The following is a 26,503-nucleotide window of genomic DNA, read 5'->3' on the forward strand; positions in this document are numbered from 1 at the left end:
CCCTCTCAGCAACGGCTGCCCGGCTGCCGGGACAGGGGTTAATTAGTGTACTTTATCTATTGCAGCTTTTCAAGCAGTTCGGTGGCGTCGACCAGGTAGCGGCTGTCGGTGATTTGTTTCAGTTCACGGCGGGCGGAGTCGTTCTGGTTGGTTTGCAGGTAAGCGAGGGCTTTGTACCAGTGCGCCTCCTGCGTCAGGGATTTATCCTTAACTAAACCCAAAACCTGTAAGGCTTCCGGCACTTTTTTCTCTTTCAAATACCCAATTCCGAGCAGCAACTGGCGATAGGACTCCTCCCTGGCCGACAGCGTATTATCAGGTGTGGTGTCCTCCTGGCCGCTGCCGTAGAGCGGCCCGTCAGAGGGCTTGGCCGGGCCAACGGCTTTCATCTTTTGGAGTTCGGCGAGGGCCTGCTGACGTTGAACGTCGATAGCGATGGCTAAGGCCTGGTCGGCTAGTTTCGGCGGTACATTCTCAAACTGTGGCACCTGGGCAATGTGGTAGGCGGCGGCATCCGAGGCCGTGAATTCAGGTAGAACGGTGCCGTTTTGTGGAAAGGTGTCCAGGGGCGGATTTTGGTTATTGCCCGCTTGATCGCCGGAGTCGAGGGAAGAATTCAGGGCGAACCAGATTCCGAAGCCCAGCAGAAGAACCACAGAAGCGGCGGCGAGCCAGGTTTGGGGACGCTGCCAGAGGGAACGGACGGGAACGGGCAACGGCTCGGGTTCGACTTCGGGAGTCACGGAGTCTTTCCGCCAAATTTTTTCCAATTCTTTCCTGGCCTGGATGTAGCGGTGCTGGTACTGCATCTCTTCCACTTCCCTGACCTTGGCGTCCCAGCCGGGGTCAGTTTTGCGGCGTTCCCGAAAGGCCAGGGCTTCGGCTTTCGGGGTATGGCCGTTGAGATTTTCCAGGATTCGGGCCAATTCTTCTTCGGTCAGTTCTTCCACGGGTAAGGTCGTTTTAGCTTTGTCGTTAGTTTTGAAAGTGTTCTCTCAGAATGTTCCTGGCCAAGGAAATCAAGTTGGTGACTGCCCGTACGCTAATCCCCATACGTTCGGCGGTTTCTTCATAAGCCAGTCCCTCTATGACGATACAGTCGAAAGCCTCCAATTGTCTTGGCGTCAGTAAGGCGGATTTCGACCGCTCAATCGCTTTCAGTTTTTCTTTGTCAATTATTTCGTCTAGGAGATTGGGCAATTGCGTTTTCATTTTCTCGGCTTCCCCAAGCTCGTCGGAGGTGAAATATTTTTTGTGTTTTCGGTATGTATCCGTGCATAGGTTCACAAACATTCGCCGCAGCACCGAACAGAAGGGATACGCTCTCCGCTCTGGCAGGAAAAAGTAGTTTTCGTACACGACCTTCATGTACAGCCTGATCTGGGCGTCCTGCATGATGTCCAGATCTTCAAGATGTCGGCTATTGCCTAGGCGTTTTCCCACACTGCTGAGAAAGGCATTGGAACACTGGTGAAGGCAGGTCCAGGCGTTATATGCTTTTGATTTCAAAGCTTCGTAGAATAAATCATTGTCGCCGTAGTAAGCCTGGCAGTTGTCTGAGGTCATTGCTTCTGTCGGTTTATACTTTATGTGTTCGTTTTCAAATGGCCAAGTCATTCGGAACAGCCCCTGCTACTTCACCTGCCGCTTTCCCTGCACTATTCGTATTTCTCGGCGAAATATCATTGCCATTCAGGAAAATGAAGATTCGAAATCACGCAAAATTACTCAATCGCCTTCCGGCTAGTACATTCACTCGATAAGTTTTCGGAGCCAATTGGTGGCCCAATTGTCCCAATCGCCTACATTTAGCCCCGCCAAAAATCCCCGACCCGGAAATTTAGGAAGCATCCCGACCAAACACCCGAATTTTTTTTTCAAAAAACCGATGATGTTTGTTACCAATCTGCGAACTCCATCTGAACCTACCACAATAAACATGAAAAACGCGCTGCTCTTTGTCTTGTTAGTCGCCTTATTTCCCCGGCCTACTGCGGGGCAGGGGCTTATTTTCGATTCCGCTGAGTTTAGCAAGTTGCCCAAAGCGCGTCCGAAAACGGGAGTCAAGGACTTGGGAACTGCTCCCATGCGAATGGACCTGACGCCTTACGTGCCGACACTGGTCCGGCAGGGCGAGAGGGACTATACCTGTGTGGCCATTGCCACGGCGGTCCACGCCATAGCGACCCAGCGGGCAGCGGCAGCAAATGATACCGATTCCCGGACGATACTGATGAAATATGCCCTGTCGCCGATGTATGTCTTCAACAAGATTGGCGGCGACTGCGGTAACGGGGTAACTCTAGCGGCAGTGGCGACCTTTTTGCGAGACGAGGGCAGCGTCGCTTTCTCGACTTACGACGCTACCCGCTGCACTGATAGCCAAATTCCCGGCTCCTTAAAGGGAACGACGAACCTAATTCGGATTAAGGCGGCAGAGACTTTTTTCAACCGGGATAGCCTGAAAGGCCCTAATCGGGTGGTCGAGGATGTGAAGGATCACTTGGCCCAAAAACGACCCGTGGTAGTGGGGCTACCTATCCTGGAAACTTTCAAGCGCATTACCAGCGCCAATCCTTACTATGCTCCCAATCGGCGCACGAAGGGCGGACACGCCGCCACGGTAATTAGTTACGACGATGTCCAGGAGGAGTTTAAACTCGCCAATAGCTACGGGGAAGACTGGGGCCAGGACGGGTTTTTCTTCATGAAGTACGCCGACTTCGCTGCTTCCGTCGAACAGGCTTTGTACATGGTACTCGCCCCCGAACCAGAGGCCGACGGAAAGCCCGTCCTGACGCGGCTCGGGGGTACCTTTGCCTTCAAAAATGTTGAAATCGAGAATCGCGCGGTCAATGAATACGACCAAAAACCCAGGCACGTGGGCGATGGGCTGTACTTTTTGGATAAAAAGGACTGGAAACTCCGGCAACGGTTTCGGCTACAGGCCGAAAACACCCAGCAGAGCGAACATATCTGTGTCTTCAGTATTTCTCTCAACAACCAGATAGATATCTACTTTCCCGAAGACATCAAGTATCAACCGCTAAACGCTAAGGGCCAAAACCAGGCACCCCGCATCTTCGGGGCGGGGGTGAGCGACCTCGTGCTGCCCAGTGGCCGCATCGTCGTGCCGATGGATCCCGAATCGACCTTGATTATCAAAGAAACCGGAACAGACTACCTCTGCATTCTGTACGGCAACGAACCCATCAAGCCTGAACTACAGCAGATACTCGAAAGGGTGCAGGCATCGTCCGGCCCCATCATGCAGCGCATCAAAAATGCGTTAGGAAGCCGGGCTATTGCCGGGCAAGTCGCCTATGCGCCCGACCACATGGAGGCCCAGGTCACGCCCCGGCAGGGCGACATTCTGCCCATTGTGCTGGAAGTGAAATCACGGTAATCCTAACTTTTCAACGTCCCGTTTGCCATGAATAAATTCTTGCTACTCCTTACATTGCTAGGCCTAGCCTTCGGCATGGCCCAGGCTCAAACCGAACTCCCGGACGAGTCTTTTCCGCTGGATGACTCGGTGGCGACCACCGTCGAGGCCGTGGAACTCTACGGTGGCCCGTCCGACGGAAACGCCGCGCCGCAGGCCGCCAACCTGCGTAGCCGGATGCCGCCCGTGGGTAGTATAGGTAAAGCACCGGCGGGGCAGTCACTGGGCTGGGCCATCTGCTACTATGCCGCCACCATGACCCTGGGCCTCAAGCCCGCCGACGCCCTGAGTCCCTACTTTCTGTTCGATATGCTGACCAAAGCAAACGACCGCTGCCAGTTGCCAAGCCAGAAGTATATGCATGAAATCCAGCGGATTTTAATGGAAGTGGGCTGCTTACGCAAGAGCGACTACCCGGCTTCGGGCAACTGCCAAGTGCGCCCAAGCCCGGCCAGCTACCAGAACAAACTGCGCCACCGGATTATCCTCAACGTCCTACTCACCGCACCTCCAGGCGGCGGGCTGAGTTCGGGCCAGGTGCTGCACACTATCCAGCGCAAATTAAACGCTGGGCAACCCGTCATCGGCATCATGAAGGCTGATGCTGCCTTCCGAAAGTTGAAGGCGGGCATCTGGCAACCCGATAGCCAACCGGGCCTGTTCACCCATGCCTTGCTGATCGTCGGGTACGACGATCGCAAGCAGGAGGTAGAGGTGGTCAATTGCTGGGGAACGGGCTGGGGAAACGGCGGCTACGGGCGCATTGCCTACCAGGATTTGTACCACTTCAAGCAACTCTACCAGGTTTTCAAACCCACCGAACCGGCCGTAATTCAGGACAAGCTCAAACCACCTTCGGCAAACTTACCCGCGCACACCCCCGCAGTAAAGCCCCCCAGTCCCGGGCCTTCGTCGGCCAGCGTGGTCATGCACGGAAACCTAAGAATGCGGATTCCAGTCGCGGCGGACGCCAGCGGTAATCCACTGTTTGAAGAATTGGATTTCAAAAAGTCAGAAGGTGTGTACGAAATGGCGCAGCCCCGGCAATGGCCATTGAAGCAGCAGTTTCAGTTAGTGGTTGACCGACTGACGCCCGGCACCTACCTTTACCTACTCGGCGTGGACGGGGTGGGAACGGCCCAGATTTACTGGCCGCAGAAAACCGCCTTTGGCCACCAGACCAACGCGGCCTACTCAGCACTGGTCTCCGACCAACGGACTGCCTTCGTACTACCGCGGCCGCGGCTGGCCGACACGGTGGGGGGAGCCGTATGGATAGACCGCGTTTTTACGAAGGACGTTTCGGGCGCGGAATTCTTTGTGGCACTCCACTCGACTAAACCGCTGGACGACGCCGAACTGCTTGGAATAAAAAGCGAACTGAACGGGCGGCATAATTCGGCGCAGTTGCTGAAAAAGGTGCAGGCGAAGCTGGGGGATCAGCTTCTGGCCGGAGCCGATGTGCGCTACGATACCCGTCCCATCCGGTACGAAACAAAAAGCGGGCGGGGCCAGGTTCTGCCCGTGGTGCTGCGCCTCGACTGACGTATAAGCAGAGCGGTTAGACAGATGGGTTTGGAAATATATTTTCTTTCCCCCAAAAAAAGGGGTGAGTATCGGAGAGGCGGGCGATTACTTTTGAGTCCAGTAATCGAACCAACGAAAATATGACCGCAAGTATCATCCGACTCATCATTATAGAAGACCATACTCTGCTCCTGCAGGGCTACCAGAATATGCTGGCCGATGTCGAAGACATCCGCATTGTGGCGACAGCCGCCAATTATTACGACGCGATCAGTACCCTCAGAACTAATCCTTGCGATGTGCTGCTGCTCGACCTCAGTATGCCGTTACGGTTCAAGAACGGGGAGTCACGGCTGTCGGGGCTGGACTTACTGGAACACGTCAGGAAAGAGAACTTGACTCTGGATTCGCTCGTCATCTCGACCCATCGCGATTACGAAATCATCAAAAATACGATGACACTGGGCGCCAAGGGTTACGTTTTCAAAAACATCGACTATCCCGAACTGCTCGAGGCCATTCGCTGCGTGGCCACTCACAAGAAATATCTGCAAAAGGAAGTCGAAAGTATTATCGAAAGCAAGATGCAGGATGAGAGCCGCTTCATCGAAGAGGGAATCCGGCTGACGCCCCGCGAGAAGGAAATACTGAAACTACTGGGCGACGGGATGAGCGCCGAGAAAATCGCTGAACATTTGGGGCTGGTCCGGTACACGATTGAGGAGTACCGCAAGAAGCTCATTAAAAAATTCAGGGCCAAAAACACGACCAACCTCATCAAAAAAGCCTGCGATTACAAGTATATTTAACCCCAAAAACACAACTCTGGCAACGCATGCGTCTGAACATACCCACGACTTCATGGTGCTGGATCGGGCTACTGTTTCTTTCGGCGCAGGTAGCAGCATCCCAGCAGGTGATCGAACTGCGGGAAGGCTTCGAGAAAATCCCTTTGAAGCAAAACCTGACCTACACCATTGATTACACGGGAGGACACACGATAGCCGATGTCAGGAAGCACTTCCGAGGAACGGAAATTGGGGATTCGTACCCCAGCTTCAAAGATACCGAACACGCCCACTGGCTCTTTTTTCGGATCAAAAATCTGAGCCGGAGCAGCCAAAAAGTGTCGCTGATTACCAAAGGAATCGATAGCGTACAGACATACATTGCCGTTGCGAAGGGCCTCGCCTTCGCATTCGCTCCCACGGGAAGCCACACGCCCATTTTTCGGCGGAATACCGTGAGTCCGCTTCTTTGCACGACTTTCGAGATGCGGCCCCAAACCACCTACTCAGTGTGGGTGAGACTCCGCAATGTGAACTACCGCCTGTCGGCTTCTCCTTTTGACCTATACAGTTACGAAGCCGGAGCCAGATTTCTTTTTCGCAAGCACTTTTTTTACAGCCTTTATCTAGGCAGCATGTTTCTCATTCTGCTTTTTGGCCTAGCGTTGGTGTATTTTTTCAAAGAAAAAATCTATTGGTACTACTTGGGTTGCGTGTCGTGCGCCGCGCTGATTATGTTCGTTTACAACGATTTCCTGTATTTGCTCACGAACCAATTGCCTACGATCGTGCGGAACAAAAACGCCTTGGGCATCCTCAGCGCTAGTGTTCCTGTTTTTTATCTCCTCTTTGCCGAAAAATTTCTGGGCATAACCATCAAGCCCCAATCGTGGCTGTTCATCGCCAGCCGCAGCATCATCGGACTACAGTACCTGATTATGGCGGGATTAATGCTGGCTGGTGAAGCACTTTTCGACTACCGGGGTATCTTCTATTTCAGTATGTTCGCGCTGAGCGCCATCACACTCTATTACCTTTTTGCCAAGATCAGAACGGCGCCAGCCAAACTGTTTTTAGCCGCAACATTTCCGGTGAACGTGATCGTAATTTTGGAAACCTTCTCAACGCTGCACCAGATTCCCACCCAGAACATCCACGATCTCTACTATGCCACCACCCTATTCGAACTTCTGTTGCTCACCTGCGGTATCGTCTATCGGTTTCGCCGGAGCGAAATGGAAAAACTTCGGCTACAATACGAAATACTGGACATTGAAGTGGAGACTCGCACCGAAATCGTGGACACGATCGCCCACAAACTTCACGACGAAGCCGCCGGGGATCTGGTGCTGGTCAAATCAAAACTTGGCGAAATGCAGCGGAGCGACAGTATCAGCTCCGAGGACTGGGGGGCTGTGTTCAGGTGGCTCGACCAGGCCTACAATCTGGTACGTGATCTTTCCCACAAGCTCGAAGAGTCCCAGACACGGCAGCCCCTAATCGTGAAACTGACGGAGCGGTTCGATGGCGAAAGTAAGGTCGCCATCGACCACGAAGGCCTGCCCCTGAACACTATCCTGGATTCGAATGCCGAAGCCATCCTCTTTAACGTGGTTTCCGAGGTCATCACCAATGCCCTTAAACACGCGCAGCCTCGCCACATCCACGCCCAGCTTTCTTACGACGCTCCTTTCTTCGAGGCGATTATCGAGGACGACGGACGGGGGTTCAATCCCGAAAGAGCTCGAAAAAACGGGAATGGCTATGGGTTAGGAAAAATCAAGTCTCGTGTGCAAAGCTTGGACGGAAAAATGTTCATAGACAGCAACAGAACGGGTACAGTGGTCATTATCAAGGCTAAGTTCGAGACCTGAAAAATATTTTAAACAATTTTGGGATTTACCAAAAATGGGGGTAGGGGCGGCGTTCTCGGCCCCCTAGTTTTGTCACGATGATTGTTGCACCCACTCACTTGACGAAACATGAAACGACTCTTACCCGCCCTCGCTCTACTCGTTTTCCTGGCCAGTGCCGTCCAGGCCCAGCAAAAGCCGACACCCGCGAAAACCAAGGTCAAGACTACCACCCCGACTAAGAGAAAGGAAACCGCTACCGACCCGGCACCGAAAGCCGCCGAAACCGCTCCGGTTCAAAAGGTCGAGGTAAAGAAAGACCTCGTGCAGGACGATTACGGGCAAGACGCCGAAAGCCAGGAAAACCTCCAAAAAATCGAGGAGCAGAACAAAGCCCTGCTGGCCGGAGAAAGCCAGGAAGCTACCTACCACCGTATGGATCGCAATAGCCTCACGGTGATACCCGTGCAGTTATTTGTGCCGGGGCTGGGCAAGGTCGATGAAAAAACCAAAAAGCCGATCTACACGCGCCGACAGCTCTTCGAAGCCCAAAAGCTTAAGAGCCATGCGGGCGATGTGCTGGTGAGCGAGAAGTACTTCTACAACAAAGTACGTTTCGACGCCGAAGCGATGGTGGCGGATATGCTGTCGGACTCAATTGCATTCTACGCCATGCTCGATCTGCCACCTCCGCCCAAGGAATTGATATCCAAAGATGGATTGATCCCTAAAATAAACCTGAAAAAAGACCCCGTGGAGGAGCAAACCAAAGCGGCGATTGCGGCCTACAAGTCGAATGAGAAACTACGGGATTACATGACCCAGGGAAACGTTGGTACCGACGTCCTGAAAATTTGGACCAACCGCACTACGCTTATGGAAAGACTGTACTATTCGGTTGCCGAGGCAGACAAGCGTCAAAAGGTGGATCCACTGAAGTATGAAGTTTTCAAAAACCTGCTCCGCAAGAACTATGTGCTTTTGCTGGTGCTGATCAATCCTGAGAAGGTCGTGGAACAACTCCAGAGTGGACGCACTTACGAATCGTACCAGGCCCGAGTGGAGGGCTTGCTTTACCGGGTGGACACGACCAATCTGGATGGCAACGATATCAGGCCCCGACACCCCCTGCAATTTGTCGAAAAGGTGTCGTTTGGTGAAATGACCTGCGACCCGATGAGTGAAGAACTCGCAGAGCAGTATGGAGCCTGGTCGGACGATGAGTTGTGGGAAAAAAGCAACACCCTCCGCTTGGCCAATGTCCGCAAGCAGGCGCAGGCTTTTTACCAAAACAAAGACTACGCCTGCGCCAAGAACTACTATGAATTCGTGCTGGCTTCGGGGGCATCCGGCGCGGATAAGGAAAAGCTGACGGCTCTCATTGCGGAATGCGACAGTCAACTGGCCAAATCCCCGCCGACGGACGATGCGCCGCCCTGCCTGATCGACGAGAGCGGCCTGCTCGAAGATTGGATATTTGCCCAAGGTGCCACCAACCGGGTGATGAGTGAGATGGAACGGAAGGTGGAAGAACTCAAAGTCAAGTCTTTTATCTTCAAGACTGACCCTTACATCACGGCCGAAATCGGCAAAAAGCAGGGCGTCTACACCGACCAGCGTTTTTTTGTATACCGTAAGGATCTTTCAAATGGCAAGATGCGGGAAAAGCGGGTCGGTACGCTCAGAGTGGTCAAGGTGGGGGACAACACCGACAAATTCAAGGATTACAACCGAGGGACGCTCAGGCGCGACTCCTCCGCAATTTCATTTAGGTCACTTTTTGTTTCCAACAATGATGATATGCCTTCTGCTACCGAATTCGGTTCGCTCGGGAGTTTATTCAAGCGCGACTCGTCCGCGACTTCTTCTAAGCCGCTCCTGACGTCTAGAAAAAGGGATTCTACCGTTGTTGCCAAATCGGCGCCGCTCAAGCAGTCTCAGATCGAGAAGCGGGTACTCGACAGTTTAATGAAAAAAGACACAAAAACGATGTCGGTCTTCAAGCAGGTCGATGGCGGCGATATCAGGGAGTTCGACTTGGTAAAACAGAACGACGACCGGGGCGTGGGCATACAGGCGGGCTACGGGAGTCGGCTGGGAACTACTGCGGTAGTCGTGGGCGTGGATGCACGTATTGGTAGTATGCTGAAAATGCGGATGCCATTTACCGGGTTTAAAATTGGGGCCAATTTGGCAATTCCCAACTCAGCGGCAGTAACCCAACGCTACAATATTCCCGATGACGAGAGTACCATCATCGGCGAACTGTACCTGGCCCGCGAGCTGTACATCTCCCGCAAATTCGACGTGAAGCCTTTGGCCGGTATCAATCTATTCAACGACGACGTAAACCTACTGCTGGGCGTGATGGGCTACCTCAATCTCTTCGGCAAAGGGAGCAACTTCAAGGTGAAATTAGCCCCCGAAATCTCCTATGTCGTCGGCTACGCACCGCAAGGAAGTCTGAACCTTCGCTTTGAATTTTAACCCACATCACAACCCTTCTTCCCAATGAAAAAACTAATCTCTATTTCCCTTCTATTTCTTGCCTTCCTGTGTGTAAACTGCGCGAAGGTGAATTTTCCGGAAGGCATCGATGGTAAGTTTGAAGTAAAAGATATGAACCAGGTGTGCAGCCGCACCGGAACGCAGGATGCCGGGGTGCAATGCCTGCGGGTGGCAGCCGAGAACAGCACGCGGGACAAAGCTTTCGGATTGGCCAAGAAATACGCCGTAGCCGCCGTGCTGCTGCGCGGCGTTTCGGGAACCCATAGTGCCACCCAGAATCCGCTCATTTCTCGGGCCGACCAAGATAACCACGGCAAGTGGATTAATAAATTCTTCGAGAGCGGCGATTATTTGAAGTACCTCGAGCAAGCCGACATCGAACCAAATGAAGTTTTCACGATCAAGGGCGGTTACCGTGTAGGAATCAACGCAAAAGTGGCCTACGAGAGCCTGAATCGGCACTTGATGGATGAGGGCATCATTGAGAAGCCCCGTTTCTGACCAGAAATTTCTAAAAATACAAATAGCCTACTTTATGAAAAACCTGCTCTATTTACTATGTCTGTTGGTGGAAATATTCCCCTGTGCTCAGGCCCAAACTACCTCGAGAATGATGGTTATCCCGGCCGATGATCTGCTGAAACGGCTCAACTGCCTGACGGAGCAGAACGTCCAGGGGCAGACCATGTACGTGCGTAATTACCAGAAAGCGTACATTGACCAGATCGACCTGCGGTTTGTGAGCGGAGCTATTGCCGGGAAGTTCGAGAAAGCGGGATTTCCGCCGCTGGAAGATTTCGAGCAAGCCCTGAAAACCGCTCAGGACGACGCCATCCGGGATGATATTAGGGAAGTACAGACCGACGCCATCACCCAGGTGATCAACCAGGTGCGGCCCGATGTGATCCTGGAATTGTCCTATATCCTGCAAAAGGGAGGCATGACCAACCGCCTGACTTTCTCGCTGGTGGCTAAGGATTCCTACACCTCAAAGGTAATCGCGACAATCGCGAATCCGGGTATGCAAACCGCGGAAACCGATGTTCCGACGTTGCTGGTCGAGCAGGTGGAAAATAACTTGAAAAACTTCACCGACGCCATTGTGCGCCACGCTGCCGATGTCAGGAAAAACGGCCGCACCATCAGGCTGCTGGTGTCGGTGGACGGCAACGCGGATTTCGACCTTGAAGACGACTGCGGCACGACGGGCGAGCAATTCATTGACATTATCATGAATTCGGTGGAGGCCCACAGGAAAAAAGACTCCGAAACGCCCAATGGCGGTAACACCACGACCGGGAAACGAATGCAAATCAGCAACATCAGGATCGATTACGTCGATCCCGTCAAGAACCGGGGTATCTCGGCCCGCGACTGGGTGCGCGATGTGGCGAAGGAAGTCGAAAAAGCCTGCAAAGTCAAAGTCAAAAACGTGTCGCAGGGCATTGGCGAGGGGCGCATTATTCTGGGTAATTGAACCCGGCAATTTCCACATAAATCGAATTTGTCATGAAAAGTTGTTTTTTGCTTGCCGTTTGTGTCGTGTTGACCTTCGCGTCGCCTATTTTTGCCCAGCAAACGCCCGTAACGCAGGAACAGGACGTAAAAATCCCGATTTCGGTCGTTTCGGGAAACGACACCACAAGTTTTGGTCGTCTGCTTGCGACCCGTTTGCAGCAGGCGGTCAGCAAGACGGGCATGAGCGAGTATGAGAGTTACAACTTCGTACTATTTCCCAAAATCAATATCCTCAGCCAGGACCTCACGTCCTCCGCTCCGACCTTGACAGTGGTCAACCTGGAAATGACCCTAATTGTGGCCAACGGCTACCAGAGCAAGAGCATTATTTTTAACAGCGAAACCTTCTCGCTCAAGGGCGTGGGCAAATCACAGGAGCGGGCAATGCTCGAAGCTGCTCGAAGCCTTCGCGCCGACAACCCGCGCTTGCAGGCATTTATCGATAAAAGTCGGCAGGCTATTGTCCGGTATTTCGCCGCCAACTGCGAAGCGATTATCAGCGAAGCCCAACTAATGGGCCGCCAAGCCCTGCTGGCTATCAATAAGGGTCCCATCAACGACAAGGCCATTACCGCCGAGACGCAGTTCAGCTGGGCAATAGGCTTACTTTACAATATTCGCAGTGCTAATTACAGTTGCTATCAGTCGTCCATTGAGAAAATTAATCAAATCCTCAATCAGTACGACGATTTCTCCTGCCAACTGTATCTGGGTCGGGCCAGAAACCACTGGGCGGCCCGTGAGGTGGACAAAACCGTGGCGTACCTAAACAAAATTCCTCCCTCACAGAAATGCAGGGCGGGGGTGGATGAACTGCTGCGCCAGATGGACGGCTACCAGGAACGAATGACCGACAAAGACCTTAAGGAAGAGGTGAGGGTGCTGCGGGAGCGTGAAAAGGCGGGTAAGGATATGCTCGAACTGGTGATGGACGGTCAGAAAAAAGAAACTAGCGATATGCGCGACGCCCGTAGACAGGAAACGATCATCAACGTCTTGGGGCCACCGACACCCCCTAACCGCAACTAGTAGTAGGCTTTCCGACATCTGACACACTAATTTCTAAAAATCCAACTGCATGGACTTACTCACCCTTACCGCCCGCATCCAGCTTCCGTCTTCGGAGGTGGTATACTGCGAAAGCAGCCGGAACTACACGTTCATCCATTTAAGATGTGGCAAGAGAATTCTACTCAGTAAGACCCTGGGTTGCATAGCTCTCGGATTGCCAAAAGGGTCTTTCATTCGCCTGAGTCGCTCCCACATCGTGAACCTGAATTACCTGAACAGCATCGTGGAGCGCGACGAGAACTACTACGCCCGTATTGCGGGCGGCACCCGGCTACCGATCAGCCGCCGTCGCCTGAAGTACGTCACCAGTCAGTGCTAATATGCGACGAAAACCGATCTTAAAATTCCTATGAAGTACGCCGTCTTGCTGTTGATTTTGTTGAGCTCCCATTTAGGGTTCGGCCAAAGCGGGGAAAGTCTGCGCTGGACCGAGCCGTTTGGTCGGGCAACCATCTTCACCGCGCGGGCCGACACGACGCTGCGGCTGGAAATCAGCCTGTCGAATCCCGAAGCCGCCGAACAAGCCACGATCCAGCTCATCCGCAATGGACAGAAGTACGCGGGGAGTGGCCAAAAAAGGATGGGTGAGGAAAAACTGCCAAAGGCCGAGGGCCAAACGGTTGTTCTTACCAAGCGCGTACCCCTAGCAGAGGGCGACAATACCTGGCAGGCCGAAGTGACCACGCCGGAGGGGGTCAAAATGCGCAGTCCGCTGCTGCGTATAGTCAGGAGGGTTAGGAAACCAAATCTGTATTTGCTTTGCGTGGGCGTACCATACAATCTGAGATACACCCGGCGCGACGCCCAGGCCATTTTCAATCGCTTCAAAACGCAGGAGGGCCATTTGTTTGGCAAAGTGGAAGGAAAACTGCTGGTCTGCGCGCAGGACACCCGCTACTCCCCGCTCGGCCAGACGCTGTCCGACTTGCAGCGCGAGGAAATGACCGAAGAAGACGTACTGATTCTATTTTTCTCGAGCCACGGCACGCCGAGCAGTTTGGAGGGCAAGGACTTCGGGCTGGTGTCGAACGACGCCAGTTTCGGCGTCCGAGACGAGCGGTACGTGCTGCTGCTCTACCAAAAAGACATCATCAGCAACATCGAAAATCTGCCCTGCAAGCGAATTGTCCTGCTTGACGCCTGCCATAGCGGGGCGGCGGGCGGTGAAAAAAAGTGGATCGGCACGCTACTGGAAGCCCAAAACATCGTGGCCCAAACGCCTTCGGGCCTCGTAACGATCACCAGCAGCTCGGGCAGCGAGTCATCGTGGGAGCATCCTACATGGCAGCAGGGAGCGTTCACCTTCGCCCTGCTGGAAGGTTTAGCGGGCCGCGCCGACGTCGCCGAACGGGGTAGAAAAAAGGACGGGATAATTACGGTCGGAGAACTTTCGCAGCACGTCCAGAATCGCGTCCCCCATCTCGTGGATAGTGTTTTTCAAGAATCACAGCACCCGAGGGTCTACAATCCCTCCGCTCTAGATTACCCGATTTTTAACTATAAAATGAAGGAAAAGGAAGTCCCGCTCACAACGCCCGTTTGCGCCGAGTCTGAGGAAAAGCCGTCTTCTGGCCGAAAAATGGCCGTGCTGGGGCTACTGCCAGGCAGTTCGTCGGAAATGGATCGGCAGCTGACGGAAAAGGTGACCGAAAGCTTGCGCCGGAGTTTTTCGGACTACGGGGTTGAGGAGGGGAAGGAAAAGCTAATTCGGGACGGCACAGTCATTGCGATCATCGACGGTTATCCGCCCAAAAGTCGCGGACTGGCGAACGAATTCGGGGTGGACTGCTTCTGCTTCGTCACGCGGGCGACCTCTGCCTACTCTCAGGATGCCACCACCCGAAAATGGCGGGCGGAGGTGAAGTTCAGGCTCTATTTCGTTTCGGCCCACAGCCAGGAAATACTGGCCGACCGAGAACTGACCGAAACGGGCGTCGGCATTGACCGGGCAGCAGCAGAATCCGCCGGGATTGCTGCCATTTGCCAAAAAATCAGGAATGCCAAAATAGTTCTCAAACCCATGATACCCACCACTAGAAACTAGCTTTTTTCATCACGAATCCAAACACCTATTTAACAAAACAAAAAAACAACGAACATGAAAAAGTCAATCTCTCTCGCCCTCCTACTCGCCATGAGCTTGTTTTTCAGCCAGTGTAGCCTTGTCAATGATATTCTCCCCAAAGAAGCCAAATCTTCGGGCCAATGGAACGAGGCGTTGGGGAAGGGAGGAGGCGATGTTATATCTCCGCGCAATCACCTGTATAGCTTCGAGGTCAAAAGCGACGACCAAACCGTTACCGTCAAACTCAGCGCGGACACTGATGTCAGATTCCATGTCTATGATCCATTGGGGCAACAGATTGTTTTCAGTAATGCAAGTCGCGAGGAGACGAGGGAGATTATCTTGAAAAAAGGAGTTCATAGTGTTTGGGTGAATTGCCGTGAGCGAGACGGACTCGGCTCTTACAAACTGAGCGTGACTGGGACGTCAGGATTGACCCGTATCCCCTACGAAAGGATGAAGTTGGAGAAAGTAAAGTTCAGCGCGGACGGAGGGGGGGGGAATGGTTACTGGACGCCTTCATATACCTTTAAGAACCATTACTACCAATTTGAAACAACTGAGGATAAATCTTTGGTAGATATAAGTATGGATATGTCAGTAAATGACGGATTTTTCATCCTCTATAACCAACTTGGAGAAGCAGTAGGTTATTCTAATTCGGGAAGAAGCGAATGGTTGGTCAGAGAGTTGCCAAAAGGGAAACATACAATTCTACTTGGAACGACACAGCGCGACGCCCTAAATAGCATTTATGAAATCAATATTTTTGGCAAAGTACAAAACCTTACCCAGATAACATTTCAATCGGAAACCATCAAGGGTAGTTGGGCAGATTCCAAAAGTATAGATAGGTACACATTACGTGTCACTGAAGACAACACTTCACTTGATGTATCTTTGAAATCGCCTAACATCGATGGGTATTTAGCGCTTAAGGATCCAGTTGGTAATGCAGTTGCTTATAGTAATTCGGGTCGCAATGAATTTATTCTTAGAGGCGTCAACAAGGGAGTGTACACCATCGAAGCCTACCCTAACCAAAGCAACGGCAAGGGAAATTACAGCCTAATTATCTACGGACAGTTTGCGGACTTGAAGAAACTGTAATTAGCTAACCCGCAGCTGAGCCGAAGGGGACCTGTCGGGGTATACCAAGGCGTTCACTTGACCATGGCCTTTTTCGTATAGAGAATAGCGGTTTCTCTATACGAAAAAGGCCGTGCTTTATTTACAAAACCCGCTTCGGGATGGCGAGAGTGACAAATAAGTTCATGGTGTGAATGATTTAGGGGTGGTATAGAAAATTGCCTGGGTGGGAAGCTCCGTTGCGCTGGCTACCCTACTTGTGGTTTACTGTAAGAAGGGGATGAGCATACGGGTTTTGCGCATGTAGACCCGGTAGGCGTCGCCAAAGTGGTAAATGAGCGTTTGCTCTTCCCAGATAATGCGGTAGCGGTACGCCCAGCCCAGCCCAGCACCAGGGCCGACACGACTAGGCCGATCCAGGCAGATACGTAGACCGCAATCTCCATCGCCAACACATATACGCCCGTGTAGCTGCCATGACGCACATAGCGGTAATGGCCGGTTTCGATCAACTGGTGATCCTTCTGGATATGCACTCGGTTGTCGAAATAGACGCCTATTTCCGCAATGGCCCACACCCTAACTATGAGCCCGCCCACAATAAAGGCAAGTCCGATCCCAGAGGCAATAGTCCAGCAATAGGGATGATTTCTTGTGAAATAGGCCCATTCTGTCACCGTAATCATCTGGCTGAGCATGGTGGCTCCAAACAGATATTTCATCGACTGACCATCCTACGGGTCATTCAGTTGTTGCAGGGAAAATTTCGGCTGGGTCAAAAAGATAAGCGCACAATCTACTATGGGCACCATTAGGGCGACCGAAAGCAGCAAACCGGGGTGTAAAGACAGAGGCAACACATAGTAAATCACGAGCGTCCGCAAGGTGGCGGGGAGTTTCTCGGGCGCTTCGCGGAGGGTTTTGACGGCGAAGTCACGGTAGGGGTTAGCGGAAGGGGAATGGTGTGTGTTCATGGAGTCGGGTAGTTTTGGTTATACTACCCATTCGCCAGAAGGGGGCTAGCATCACTGGAAAATCAATATTTTTTTTTGTTGGGGGGTATAGTCTTGTTTTTGGCAAATACCATCATTTTCTCACTTGACTTTTTCGGTGAGCTATAAATTGGTGAAATATAGCGCTATTTTGTTAAGGTTCTCATATATGTTTTACAAGGCTCGATAACAAATTCGTCTAATTTTAATCGCTGATTGGCATCATTCTGAAAATCTACCCAAACATCTGCATAATCAACGTTATTACCAACTGAAAAATCTTCCCAGCATTTTGTTTCATTTGGATGTAAGTATAAATCTTTCAGTCCATATCTTCCTGGCTTAACCTTTATATTGGTATTGGTCTTATTAGTTGCACAAACTACACAAATAGATTTTGTGGCACAATCGGTTGCCGGTTTTGGGGTATTCACATTGCTGTTAGAAGTATTAACTTGATTTGTATTTTGTCCACTTTGGGCAACCATTTCAATGCAAGTCAGCATTTCCTTAATCCCGTTCGTAAGTGAAAACGCGCCTTTGGTGTAGCCTAAAACGGCCAGTGTTGGGAGCTTCACAATATTGACGGATACTCTGATTTCTTCTCCCAAGGTGGTGATTGTGCCATAGATAAGGCCATCAATGCCTGATGCCTGACCTAGCTTGGCGGCCTCGTTTTTTTCTTCTAACAAGCCTTTTACTGTCAGTTTATTCTGTTCGAGCAAGTTGTCTAAAAATTTCTGGTTGACCACAACCAGGTTCCTTCCAGAAACGGACAGATTACCTGTTAGTTCTTCGGCCATAAATTTACCGAATTCGGTATTGCACCCCTTATATTCAAGTGATGTAACGGCCACTTTTTTGCAGCCGTTCTTTACCGCCTGATCAGCAATTTCAGTGGCCAGAGTTTTAATTTTCTCATCCATATTCTGCGCGTAGGTAAAAACAGGTTGGATAAGCAGAAGAAGGCACAAAAATTTGTTCATATAAAATTATTTTTTTGTGAAAAATAGGTTATACGTCTTACAAGGTTCAATAGTAATAGACTCTCTTTTAAAAAGGGTACGATTTTGATAATAATACAATTGCGTATTGAGATAATCATTTGTTCCTGATAATTGCGCCTGTGTCCAACATTTTCGCTCACCTGGATGAAGCAGTATTTCTTTTCCAATCGTATTGAGGCTTGGTTTAGCTTCAATTGTTAGTTCCGATTTGTTGGTTATACATATTGTACAAGTTCTTTTTTGGCCGCAATCAGGCGATGATTTATCATTTGACGAGGTATCAAAATCGTCAACTTGTATTGCTGCTTTGGCACCCAACAGAGTATTGATATCTGCCGTCCGAGTAATGTTGCCCGCAAAAGCTCGCAGAATTACAGCACGTTGAATATCCAGTATCTTGATATTAACCCGTACACTTTCTCCTAAGGGTGTGATAGTACCATAGATCAGTGCTTCAATGCCAGCTAATTTCCCCAGTTTGACGGCTGTTTCAGGGTCGCTAAGCGGCCCTAGTTTGTTTTCCCGCATCAGGTCGTTCAGGCGAGAGCGGTCAATAACCTGAAAACCCTGTCCGGACTCTGGGAGGGCGGTGTTAAACTCTTCGCTGAGAAATTGCCCCAACTTTGTCACTACCCCATTGGCATCCATAAAATCGGCCACGGCAATGCGCTTTTTGCCAGTTTCGGCCACTTTATTGCCAATCTCCTGGGTGATACTTTTAATTTGGGCTTCATATTGGGCGTTGGACGGGAGGCAGGCCGAAATCATCGAAATGAATATCAGGGCGTATTTCATGATTAATATTTTGGGTTAGTTTTACTCATGAATAATCGGTTATTATCTATCACCCGGACAGTCACTTTGCACCCATCCACATTGACATTCATACTACCATATTTACGGTTGGTGTCTTCTTCAACTGTATGGAGAACAAAACGTACACTTAATATACCCGTTGTGCTTTGGGTGCGAATATTAGCCGTACAATTGCGGGCGCCCGGAGCAACAAGCATGTTGGGTTTATAATTACTTCCTCCGTAAATATGAGATACTACTAAAGCTTCTTTGGTAGTATTCTCAAGGCATACCTGCCCGTGGTACATCCCATTTTGCAGGCAATCTTCCTTTTTCATATCAATAAATTTGTCACCCATTAGAATCGTCCAAAGGTTTTCATTCTGTCCCGGTGCGTCAGGTAAAAAGGGAGTCTTACTGGAATTACTTCCGCCTTCAGTTCTACCTACACTGGATCTTAGGAGGTTGTTGATCGCTTCAGTACGGATAATAGTGCCGTTGGTAGCCGCAATAGCACTCCCTTTACTGAGATGAATACCCGATAGCGTCAATTCGACCGTTTTATCCAGCGGTGTAGTGGTGCCCGTTATGATTACCTCAATGCCTGCCAGCTTTTGCAATTTTGCTTGGTTTTCAGGGTCAAGCAAGCCTTGGGAATTCATCTTGTTTTCTTCCATTAGCATGTCGATTCTACTTCGGTCTACAATTTCGAGACCATTTTTAAGGCCATTTTGAATCAGGCTAACGCTAAACTGCTGAGCCAGATATTTGCCCAATTCAGTTACGTTGTTTTGTTGATCTACAAAACTTGCCACAGCAAGTCTTTTAACGTCCCTGGCTTTGACCTGTTGGATAATGTCTTCGGCCAGTTTTTTGAGTTCCTGTTTATGATCCGTTTGGGCAAATCCTGTACTGGTAATTGCAACCAGGCAGAGTAGCAGCAGGGTTATCCGTTCCATAGTATTCGGCGATTAGTCAAGATTAACGGTAACAGATTGTAATTTCCCGAGGGCCCGTTCAATGGAATTCTGGATCGCAACTCGTTCCTGATGGTCGGTGCCGGCCTCCTCCAGTTCTATCTTATCAATTTCTTCACCACCCGTTTGAAAAGAAATAGTCAACTGCGTCTCCGCTTTGATAAGGTCGTAAGTGGCCCTATTTGTAGTGAATGGATTGCTTGAGGTCGTAGTTTGCCGTTTTACGGTGCACAAGGTAGCAGAATTGGCGAGTCCCTTCCCGTTTGCTTTTAGCGTTACCACTCGTTCCGGGTACTTCTTTTTCAACTCCGCCACGGTGGCTTTTCCAAGTTCATAATCCAGATCCTTCCCATTGGGCTTGTAAGCAATTACCTCCAGAGTCTTAGATACCAGAGGCACAGGGTTCCAATTAGGGTTATTTGCATTAGTCGGGCCGCTGGTTGGCACAAGGATCAAATCCTCCCGGATATCGTGCAAAATTTGGGGATCCTGAGTGTCCCCACTTCGGGCAATCACGCAGAGTTTCACCCGTTTGAATACTTCATAGAGATCTATATCGGGGGTAGGCAGATGTTTGATCAATTCGGATGTAAACAGGCTATTCGCCTTATCGTAGGTATTATCGTCCGCTACACTTCCGTATCTTGTGGCAAAGGTGATGAACGCACCCGTAGTTATTTTAAGGGGATCCACCATGCCCATTACGTTTCCATCCCAGGGGGTGTTGTCACAATGCTGGAAATTGGGCAAATCACGACAAGCATCCATGAAGAAATAGTTGTGTTTAATCTCCTTCTTCGAAACCGCTTCCACAATTGCATTTAAAGAAACCGAAGAATAGCCTTTCAGTTGTTCCAGACAATCCAGACGAGTATCGATCGGGAGCAGGTAGTTGGTAGAGCCCAGGCCAAGTCCATGTCCCGTGTAATACACAAAAACTACTTCGGTCGGCGAGGAGGAAATCGCCTCAAGGAAATCTGAAAATGCCTTTTCAGTTCCCTGCCGGTTTAGATCCAGGTAGGGAAATACCTGAAAGCCAACCCCACGCAATACCTTGCTAACACTATCCACATCGCGACCAGTATTGGCCAATGCCCGAACGTGGGTATAGGCCTTGTTGCCGATCACCAGTGCTTTGCGCCGGGAATCGCCCGAAATTTTACTAGTACCCATTGTTTTCTGGGCGAAGCTTGCGGTGGTCAGCGAGCTTAAAAGAAAAAGACTTACAAATACCTTGAACAGAGTCTTCATTGGCATTCCGGTTTGAACGCGTAAAATATAGATTTTGAAAAGGAGTTTGATAAATTTTAAAAAAATTTTATCCAGTGGATACCAGGCTCCGATTTTCCTCCCTTTGGCCTACTCATAATTCGCATCCTGAACCAATACATCATCGTTCCGCTGACTTATTTTTGGTTATTTGACAATTTTTGTGATCAGATGGCCTGTGCAAGGGGATCTATAGCCTGATTATCCATAGGCAATATGCTTATTTGAAGAAACAGTAATTCTGTTTTTTGGATAAAAATAGAAACCGCCTCGACTTCGGCAAGCCAGGTGGCTTGCCGAAGTCGAGGCGGTTTCTGCGTTGGCGTCAGAACAAAAGCTGAATGTCGTACTCCCCGATCGTATGCGACATCGTACCAAACGCCGCAGCCGTACTTTCTGCCAAAGCCCGGAACGCCAGGATACCGCTGCCTTTATAAAGCCGGACGCATTCGGCCTGCTCGCCCGTCTTCTCGATAGAAAGCGCAACGGGCGTCATGGTCAGGCCCGTTTTTTCCAGTATCCGGTACAGCGGCGGCTTCACCGTTGCCACCCAGCCGCCGAGGCAGCGGGAATGGAGGTACTTGTCGGTAGCCAGCATCACAGCTTTGGCGATTACACCCGACGGGAAATCCCTGATTTTCGCTAGTCGCCCCACCTCCACGCTTTGGGCAAGAGAAAGCGGATCGACCAGTCCACTGAGGTCGGCCCCGAAAATATACTCCGAAGGAAACAGCCCCTCGACCGGGCGCATCAGGCTGGCCGTTCCTACGAGCCGACTTTCTTGCAGACGGATCAGCAAAACGTCGGAGGGAAATACGAGGGGAAAGGCGTCGTCAAAACGCTTGAAATCAAGCTGAAATTCTTCTTCATATACTTTCTGAAAAAGTTGAGCGGCTTCCAAACGCTCCGCCTCTGAAGCAATTGAAACATACAGGTTCATAACGAATGATGTTTTAGGTGTGGAAAGAATGGTAAGAAAGCCGGGGCAGCTTGGGGACAAAGCTGCCCCGGCGGCATTACAGCACAAAGGGAATCAGCATCCAGGTACGGAGCTGGTACGCTCGGTAATCATCTCCGAAGCGGTCGGTCAGGACTTTCTCCTCCTGCTTGATGCGGTAGTAGTAAGCCCAGCCCAGCACCACCACCGACACGCCCACCCCCACCCAAGCCGACAGCGACACGCCGATGCCAAGCGCAATAAGGTAAGCACCGGTGTAGCTACCATGACGGACGTATCTATACGTTCCGGTCTGAATCAGCTGATGATCGTGGCGAATGTACACGATGTTGGCAAAGTACTTGCCCAATTCTGTGATGGCCGCGACGCGCACTACCAGCCCGAGTGCCATCAGGGCCAGGCCGCCCATAGCGGCGTTACTCCACCGAAAGGAGTGGTCGGGGGAAAAGTAGGCCCATTCGGCCACTGTGACCATTTGGCTGACCAAGGTGGCCCACATCAGGTAGCGCATCGTGTTGCGGTCCTGCGGTTGCCGAAGTTGGGTTTTGCTGGCCAGCGGCTGGGTCAGGAAGACGAGGCCACAGGCCAATACGGGGCCTAGCATCGGCAGCGAAAACAAAAGGTAGGGGTGGGCGCAGAGCGGCAGGCTGTAGTAGCCCAGTAGGGCCAGCAGCGTGGCGGGTAACTTCCGAGGTGCCTCTCTAAGGGTTTGGGAAAGAAAGTCCCGGAAGGATTGGGAAGCGAGGGTTGTTTTCATACGGTGAGTTAGTTAGTGGGTGATGCTCTCTCTTCGCAGGAATGCCCGAAACGTCACCGCTCATGGTGAAAAAACTTTTTTTGGCTAGGTTCGATGACGTTTCACCCGGAAATGCGAATGGGTTGTGAACTTTCACCAAAACCAAATCTCAACCATGAAAAACAAACCCGCTTTTGCCCCCCCCTTGCTGACCTGGGCCTTCGCCTTGAGCTTGTTGTTGTTGCACAGTTGCCACCATCCCGATGTACCCCCTCAAGCCATCGACCCGTCCACCCAGCCCACCCAACTGACGGGTGCCCTGAAAACCGGAGGCAAGCTGAAATCCGGCGGACTCCTCGCCGGCGTGAAGGATGGTTCGCTGCTGGTCGAGAAATCGCAGCCCAGTGCATCCGTGACCAGCGATAATTCTTTGTTCATTCCTTTCGTGTACGGCATCGACCCTGCCTACAAACTGCGGGGCTTTTATTTGCAAGTCCGGGGTTCCGATAATTACTGGGACATTCCCTATCGAGCCGCTAATGCCCGAACGGACGGCACCAATGCCAACCCCGAGCGCAACGGCTTCGTACTAGATATCGGGATTCCGGCCCACATTCTCACGGGGAAATTTGAACTGATCTACCAGATTTACGACGACAAAGGCCGAGTGAGCCAGCCTATCACCATGAGCGTGGAAATCGTGTCTGCCGTGGACTACTGCAATGCCGGCGGTACCTCGCTGGGCAGTGTATCAGGCCAGGATGGCATCACGGTACGTTCGTATGAGTTGGGCGACAAACCCGGCTGGGTGACAATCGGCTACGACACCTACACTGTGAAAGACCGCATCGATATCCGCTACGCCGGAGAGTGGATCGCAAGCACAGGCAAGTTACTGGCTCCCAATCAGGTTCCGCCCATTGGCAGGTGCGGCACCGTAACCGCCGCCGACGGCTTCGTGGGCAAGCGGGACTCCTTCCGGGTCTTCTATGATCCCAAGAAGGGCAAGCGGCTGGACATCTACGTATCCGGCTGCTTGGATGGGGGAACGCAGTGGGTCTTCGCACTCGACGGTTGCCCCGTACTCTAAGACCATTTTGTGCAACAATCTTTTTTTCCACACAGCCCACTTTTCAAACTACCAAAACCATGAAAACCAACTACATCGTCATCGCTCTGTTTCTGTTTCTTTCGCCACTGGTAAGCCGGGCACAGACTGTTTTTGAAGTAAAATTTACATCAGGCCTGACCCAACACCGCGGCGCCCTCGTGCTGTTCGACAGTGGCCTGGGCAAGATGAGGGTACGCTACTATGCCGAGGGCATAGGCACCCAAATGGTCGAGCAGACTGTCCGGTTTGAGAACACCCTGAACGGATACCGGGTCACGGGCTACAATCCCGTGTATCCCGGTACCAAGGTGAGGCACTCTACCTACATCGCCGACAACCTGTACATTTCGCGCAACGAATACGGAAACTTCAAAGTCGTCAACGTGGACGACAGAGGAGTCACGGCCCAGGCGAGTATCAGAACGGTCGAGAACGCTTACGAAAGAAGGAGATTTCTCAGCGATTTCGACTGGGAACTTAATTAATTCTTTCTGTTTTTATCACAGCAGAGTTGGGATGGTCTGATTTATAGGTCACCCCCTATTCTCCGTAAATTTCGCTTCACAGCCCCAACTTCCTAGCGACATTTTGGTGAACAACCTGCTGGATGCGGGTGTAGCGGTCAATCATTGTGCGGATGCGGTGCTTGGTCTGCTGCATGATCTGCCATCCGTCGGCCCTCTAGATTCCCTTGCAAAAAAGGCGGCCGTTTTCTAGGCCAGTTCCTGCCGGGAGACAAAAGCGAGGAGCTCCTCCGATTTTTCCTGAATCGTCAGTTTCGAATTCATAGGATTTCTCAGTTAAGTCGACGCAAAATACTTTAAAATCCAATGATCTAGGAAGCTTTTGTCCACGACAATTTAGGCATTCCCCTTCGGGTTGGGCTATCGGTTCCAAGCCATCGCTCCTGGCTTTCCATATCACGCATCCCGCAAAATCCTTGACGAAAAGCTCGTCGAGGATTTTTTAGTTTTTATTCCTTTTTATTCGCTATGTTCGGGGTTCTACTTCCAAATGGACGGATTTATACGGTAAGCCCTTAGTTTACGAATTTAGAGTGCTGTTTGAATTTCGTAAGGGTCGACGCGGAACACCTGATTCATTGGGGTCTGTGAAGGAATATTCACCCAACCGATTGATATGTTCGTATGTTCCCGACGACAGATACTCGAAGTGAGCTTCATCAATCGCATAGCCCTCGGACTGAAGCTGTTTCAATATGTCCTGCATGTAGACCGTATTCCATAGTAGCACCATGTTGGTCACTAGTGTTAGGCAGCTGGCAGAGTCGTTCTGGGATTCTTGCTGTTTACGCCGAATCATGCCGTCACTGCCAAGCCAAAGCCAGCTCCGCAACGCATGGAGTTCTTCGCCTTTGTTGAGCTGCGCGTTGATGCGCCGACGAAGCTGCTGGCTTTGCAAATAGCGAAGGATGAAACTTGTCTTAATCAGTTGGCCATATTCCTGCAACGCGTACGTTAGATTGTTCTGCCGGGGGGAAGCCTGTAATTTGCTGATGAACAATGAGGCCGTCACCCGGCCGGACTGTATGGATCCCGCCAGCCGAATCAGTTCGTCTCAGTGACGCCTGATGTAGTCGGGATTTACCGTGCCCGTGAACCTGAGATCTGGGTAAATCCACTCTTTCCCTTTTATTTTGCTCAGTTTTTGGTCCCCAAGGTCCCGGATGCGTGGACAAAAACTCAAGTTCAACAAATCGAACAAAGCGAAGATGATATCGGTGTAGCCGGCCGTATCTGTGGTATGTTCAGCGATGCGCAGATCGGTTTCGTTGCCCACAATTTCATCGAGTACAACCGTTGCATCACGCAGGGTGGCAGGCACCACCTTGCTGCCGTACTGCACATACTGGTCCGAGGAGTGCGTCTGCATGGTAACCCCTTTGCCGGGTCCGAAGTAAGTGGGCAGAGCCCGCGCATTACGAATTTTACCTCTGACGGGGAAACGCTGGCCGTCGGAGGAAGAGAAGGTGCCATCCCCCCAGTAGGCGGCCAGCCCCTGCCGGTGGTGTTCGTTGACCAGCGCGTTATTGGCTGATTTGAGCGTGTCATCACGCAGGTAATTCGACGAGGTCCACCACAGTGACTGGTAGGCGAGTCCTGACGAGCGAGCCATGTCCGTTAAGGGGATATTGCAGCCCGCGGCGAGGATGGACGCCAGTAGCAAAGTGGGGTGACCCTCATTCCGGTGGGCGTTTTCCAGGCCCGGCAGGTGATCGGTGAAGCCCACCCATGCGTTTACTTCCACTAGGATGTCAGTCAGATCGACCACGGGCATGCGCTGGCCGATCTCCTGCTGCAACAGCTTTACAGCCGGGGAGACCTCCTGAGCGGTAAGTCGGCTGACCAACAGTTCCCCGTTTTCAATCCGTATATCGCCACCAGCCAGTAGCAACTCCTGCATGGGTTGAAGCAGGGTTTCCAGTTCGTCAATCCGCTGCGTGATGCGGTCCGTACTCAATGCGGGCAGACTGAGCTGTCGGCACAACTCATCCCGTGCAGTTTCCCATTCGGCAGGGGGATCAGGTAGCTGCTGAAGTCGGCGTATCGGCGTGTCTGCTCCATGTATACATCCCACGATCTCAATCGGTCGCGCAGGGTCGCTAGAACCCCCAATTCATAGAGGTGGCGATCACATTCCCCTTGCTCATTGAGAACGAACTACCGCCAGCCGGGCTACGTGAAGCCGCTCGGTGGCTGATCGGGCAGCTTGCGCCGCTTTCCGGTTTGTAGTTCACGCACCACCTTGAGTGCCGCCCCGAAGTCATCGCCCG

23 protein-coding genes and 1 pseudogene are annotated in these 26,503 nt (G+C 51.5%); 13 read left to right on the forward strand and 11 right to left on the reverse strand.

Features of this window, described 5'->3' with window-relative positions; genetic code table 11:
- Positions 1-56: 56 nt before the first annotated feature.
- Both IE117_RS25920 and IE117_RS25925 read right to left on the reverse strand, forming a co-directional pair.
- Positions 57-950: a hypothetical protein gene (locus IE117_RS25920; RefSeq protein WP_189569225.1), complete on the reverse strand. Its 894-nt coding sequence runs from the start codon at positions 948-950 to the stop codon at positions 57-59.
- Positions 951-975: 25 nt separating this feature from the next.
- A complete protein-coding gene (locus IE117_RS25925; protein WP_189569228.1) occupies positions 976-1,566 on the reverse strand; it encodes an RNA polymerase sigma factor in 591 nt (196 codons plus the stop codon).
- Positions 1,567-1,939: 373 nt separating this feature from the next.
- On the opposite strand from IE117_RS25925, the gene IE117_RS25930 reads away from it, so the two are divergent.
- The 11 genes from IE117_RS25930 (at position 1,940) to IE117_RS25980 (ending at position 15,885) form a co-directional block, all read left to right on the forward strand.
- On the forward strand, positions 1,940-3,406 hold the full coding sequence (locus tag IE117_RS25930) for a C1 family peptidase (protein ID WP_189569231.1): 1,467 nt from the start codon (positions 1,940-1,942) through the stop codon (positions 3,404-3,406).
- A gap of 27 nt (positions 3,407-3,433) precedes the next feature.
- Complete coding sequence (locus tag IE117_RS25935) at positions 3,434-4,990, forward strand: C1 family peptidase (protein WP_189569234.1); 1,557 nt, start codon at positions 3,434-3,436, stop codon at positions 4,988-4,990.
- Positions 4,991-5,112: 122 nt separating this feature from the next.
- Positions 5,113-5,781 carry a response regulator transcription factor gene (locus IE117_RS25940; protein ID WP_189569237.1) on the forward strand — a complete coding sequence of 223 codons (669 nt, stop codon included), beginning with the start codon at positions 5,113-5,115 and terminating at the stop codon, positions 5,779-5,781.
- A gap of 26 nt (positions 5,782-5,807) precedes the next feature.
- The gene (locus tag IE117_RS25945; RefSeq protein ID WP_189569240.1) at positions 5,808-7,634 is read left to right on the forward strand and encodes a sensor histidine kinase; all 1,827 of its coding nucleotides are present in this window, start codon (positions 5,808-5,810) and stop codon (positions 7,632-7,634) included.
- A 108-nt stretch (positions 7,635-7,742) separates the two neighbouring features.
- Positions 7,743-10,100 (forward strand): hypothetical protein, encoded by a 2,358-nt coding sequence (locus IE117_RS25950; protein WP_189569243.1) that lies wholly within the window; start codon positions 7,743-7,745, stop codon positions 10,098-10,100.
- Between the two features lie 24 nt (positions 10,101-10,124).
- Positions 10,125-10,622 (forward strand): hypothetical protein, encoded by a 498-nt coding sequence (locus IE117_RS25955; protein WP_189569246.1) that lies wholly within the window; start codon positions 10,125-10,127, stop codon positions 10,620-10,622.
- A 34-nt stretch (positions 10,623-10,656) separates the two neighbouring features.
- On the forward strand, positions 10,657-11,598 hold the full coding sequence (locus IE117_RS25960; RefSeq protein WP_189569249.1) for a DUF6175 family protein: 942 nt from the start codon (positions 10,657-10,659) through the stop codon (positions 11,596-11,598).
- 32 nt (positions 11,599-11,630) lie between these two features.
- Positions 11,631-12,668: a hypothetical protein gene (locus IE117_RS25965; RefSeq protein ID WP_189569252.1), complete on the forward strand. Its 1,038-nt coding sequence runs from the start codon at positions 11,631-11,633 to the stop codon at positions 12,666-12,668.
- Positions 12,669-12,717: 49 nt separating this feature from the next.
- Entirely contained in the window at positions 12,718-13,029 is a 312-nt protein-coding gene (locus IE117_RS25970; protein ID WP_189569254.1) for a LytR/AlgR family response regulator transcription factor, read from the forward strand.
- 30 nt (positions 13,030-13,059) lie between these two features.
- Positions 13,060-14,754 carry a caspase family protein gene (locus IE117_RS25975; RefSeq protein WP_189569257.1) on the forward strand — a complete coding sequence of 565 codons (1,695 nt, stop codon included), beginning with the start codon at positions 13,060-13,062 and terminating at the stop codon, positions 14,752-14,754.
- A 54-nt stretch (positions 14,755-14,808) separates the two neighbouring features.
- Entirely contained in the window at positions 14,809-15,885 is a 1,077-nt protein-coding gene (locus IE117_RS25980) for a hypothetical protein (RefSeq protein ID WP_189569260.1), read from the forward strand.
- A gap of 227 nt (positions 15,886-16,112) precedes the next feature.
- Here IE117_RS25980 and IE117_RS25985 read toward each other — a convergent pair whose 3' ends face one another.
- The 8 genes from IE117_RS25985 to IE117_RS26020 all read right to left on the reverse strand — a co-directional run bounded on the left by IE117_RS25985 (position 16,113) and on the right by IE117_RS26020 (position 22,619).
- Positions 16,113-16,586: a methyltransferase family protein gene (locus IE117_RS25985; RefSeq protein ID WP_308439305.1), complete on the reverse strand. Its 474-nt coding sequence runs from the start codon at positions 16,584-16,586 to the stop codon at positions 16,113-16,115.
- 12 nt (positions 16,587-16,598) lie between these two features.
- Positions 16,599-16,838, reverse strand: coding sequence for a hypothetical protein (locus IE117_RS25990; protein ID WP_189569266.1), 240 nt, complete (start codon positions 16,836-16,838; stop codon positions 16,599-16,601).
- A gap of 164 nt (positions 16,839-17,002) precedes the next feature.
- Entirely contained in the window at positions 17,003-17,842 is an 840-nt protein-coding gene (locus tag IE117_RS25995; protein ID WP_189569269.1) for a CsgG/HfaB family protein, read from the reverse strand.
- A gap of 6 nt (positions 17,843-17,848) precedes the next feature.
- Positions 17,849-18,658, reverse strand: coding sequence for a FlgO family outer membrane protein (locus IE117_RS26000; RefSeq protein ID WP_189569271.1), 810 nt, complete (start codon positions 18,656-18,658; stop codon positions 17,849-17,851).
- 2 nt (positions 18,659-18,660) lie between these two features.
- A complete protein-coding gene (locus IE117_RS26005) occupies positions 18,661-19,617 on the reverse strand; it encodes a FlgO family outer membrane protein (protein ID WP_189569274.1) in 957 nt (318 codons plus the stop codon).
- 12 nt (positions 19,618-19,629) lie between these two features.
- Positions 19,630-20,886, reverse strand: coding sequence for a caspase family protein (locus IE117_RS26010; RefSeq protein ID WP_189569277.1), 1,257 nt, complete (start codon positions 20,884-20,886; stop codon positions 19,630-19,632).
- A gap of 343 nt (positions 20,887-21,229) precedes the next feature.
- The gene (locus IE117_RS26015; RefSeq protein WP_189569280.1) at positions 21,230-21,844 is read right to left on the reverse strand and encodes a hypothetical protein; all 615 of its coding nucleotides are present in this window, start codon (positions 21,842-21,844) and stop codon (positions 21,230-21,232) included.
- 76 nt (positions 21,845-21,920) lie between these two features.
- Positions 21,921-22,619 carry a methyltransferase family protein gene (locus IE117_RS26020; protein WP_189569283.1) on the reverse strand — a complete coding sequence of 233 codons (699 nt, stop codon included), beginning with the start codon at positions 22,617-22,619 and terminating at the stop codon, positions 21,921-21,923.
- Positions 22,620-22,773: 154 nt separating this feature from the next.
- On the opposite strand from IE117_RS26020, the gene IE117_RS26025 reads away from it, so the two are divergent.
- Both IE117_RS26025 and IE117_RS26030 read left to right on the forward strand, forming a co-directional pair.
- The gene (locus tag IE117_RS26025) at positions 22,774-23,688 is read left to right on the forward strand and encodes a hypothetical protein (protein ID WP_189569286.1); all 915 of its coding nucleotides are present in this window, start codon (positions 22,774-22,776) and stop codon (positions 23,686-23,688) included.
- A 59-nt stretch (positions 23,689-23,747) separates the two neighbouring features.
- On the forward strand, positions 23,748-24,194 hold the full coding sequence (locus tag IE117_RS26030) for a hypothetical protein (protein WP_189569289.1): 447 nt from the start codon (positions 23,748-23,750) through the stop codon (positions 24,192-24,194).
- Positions 24,195-24,753: 559 nt separating this feature from the next.
- On the opposite strand, the pseudogene IE117_RS26365 reads toward IE117_RS26030, so the two are convergent.
- Positions 24,754-26,133 (reverse strand): annotated as a pseudogene (locus IE117_RS26365) (Tn3 family transposase).
- Positions 26,134-26,503 lie beyond the last annotated feature (370 nt).

It is taken from the genome of Persicitalea jodogahamensis, from assembly GCF_014651615.1.
Taxonomy (GTDB): Bacteria; Bacteroidota; Bacteroidia; order Cytophagales; family Spirosomataceae; genus Persicitalea; species Persicitalea jodogahamensis.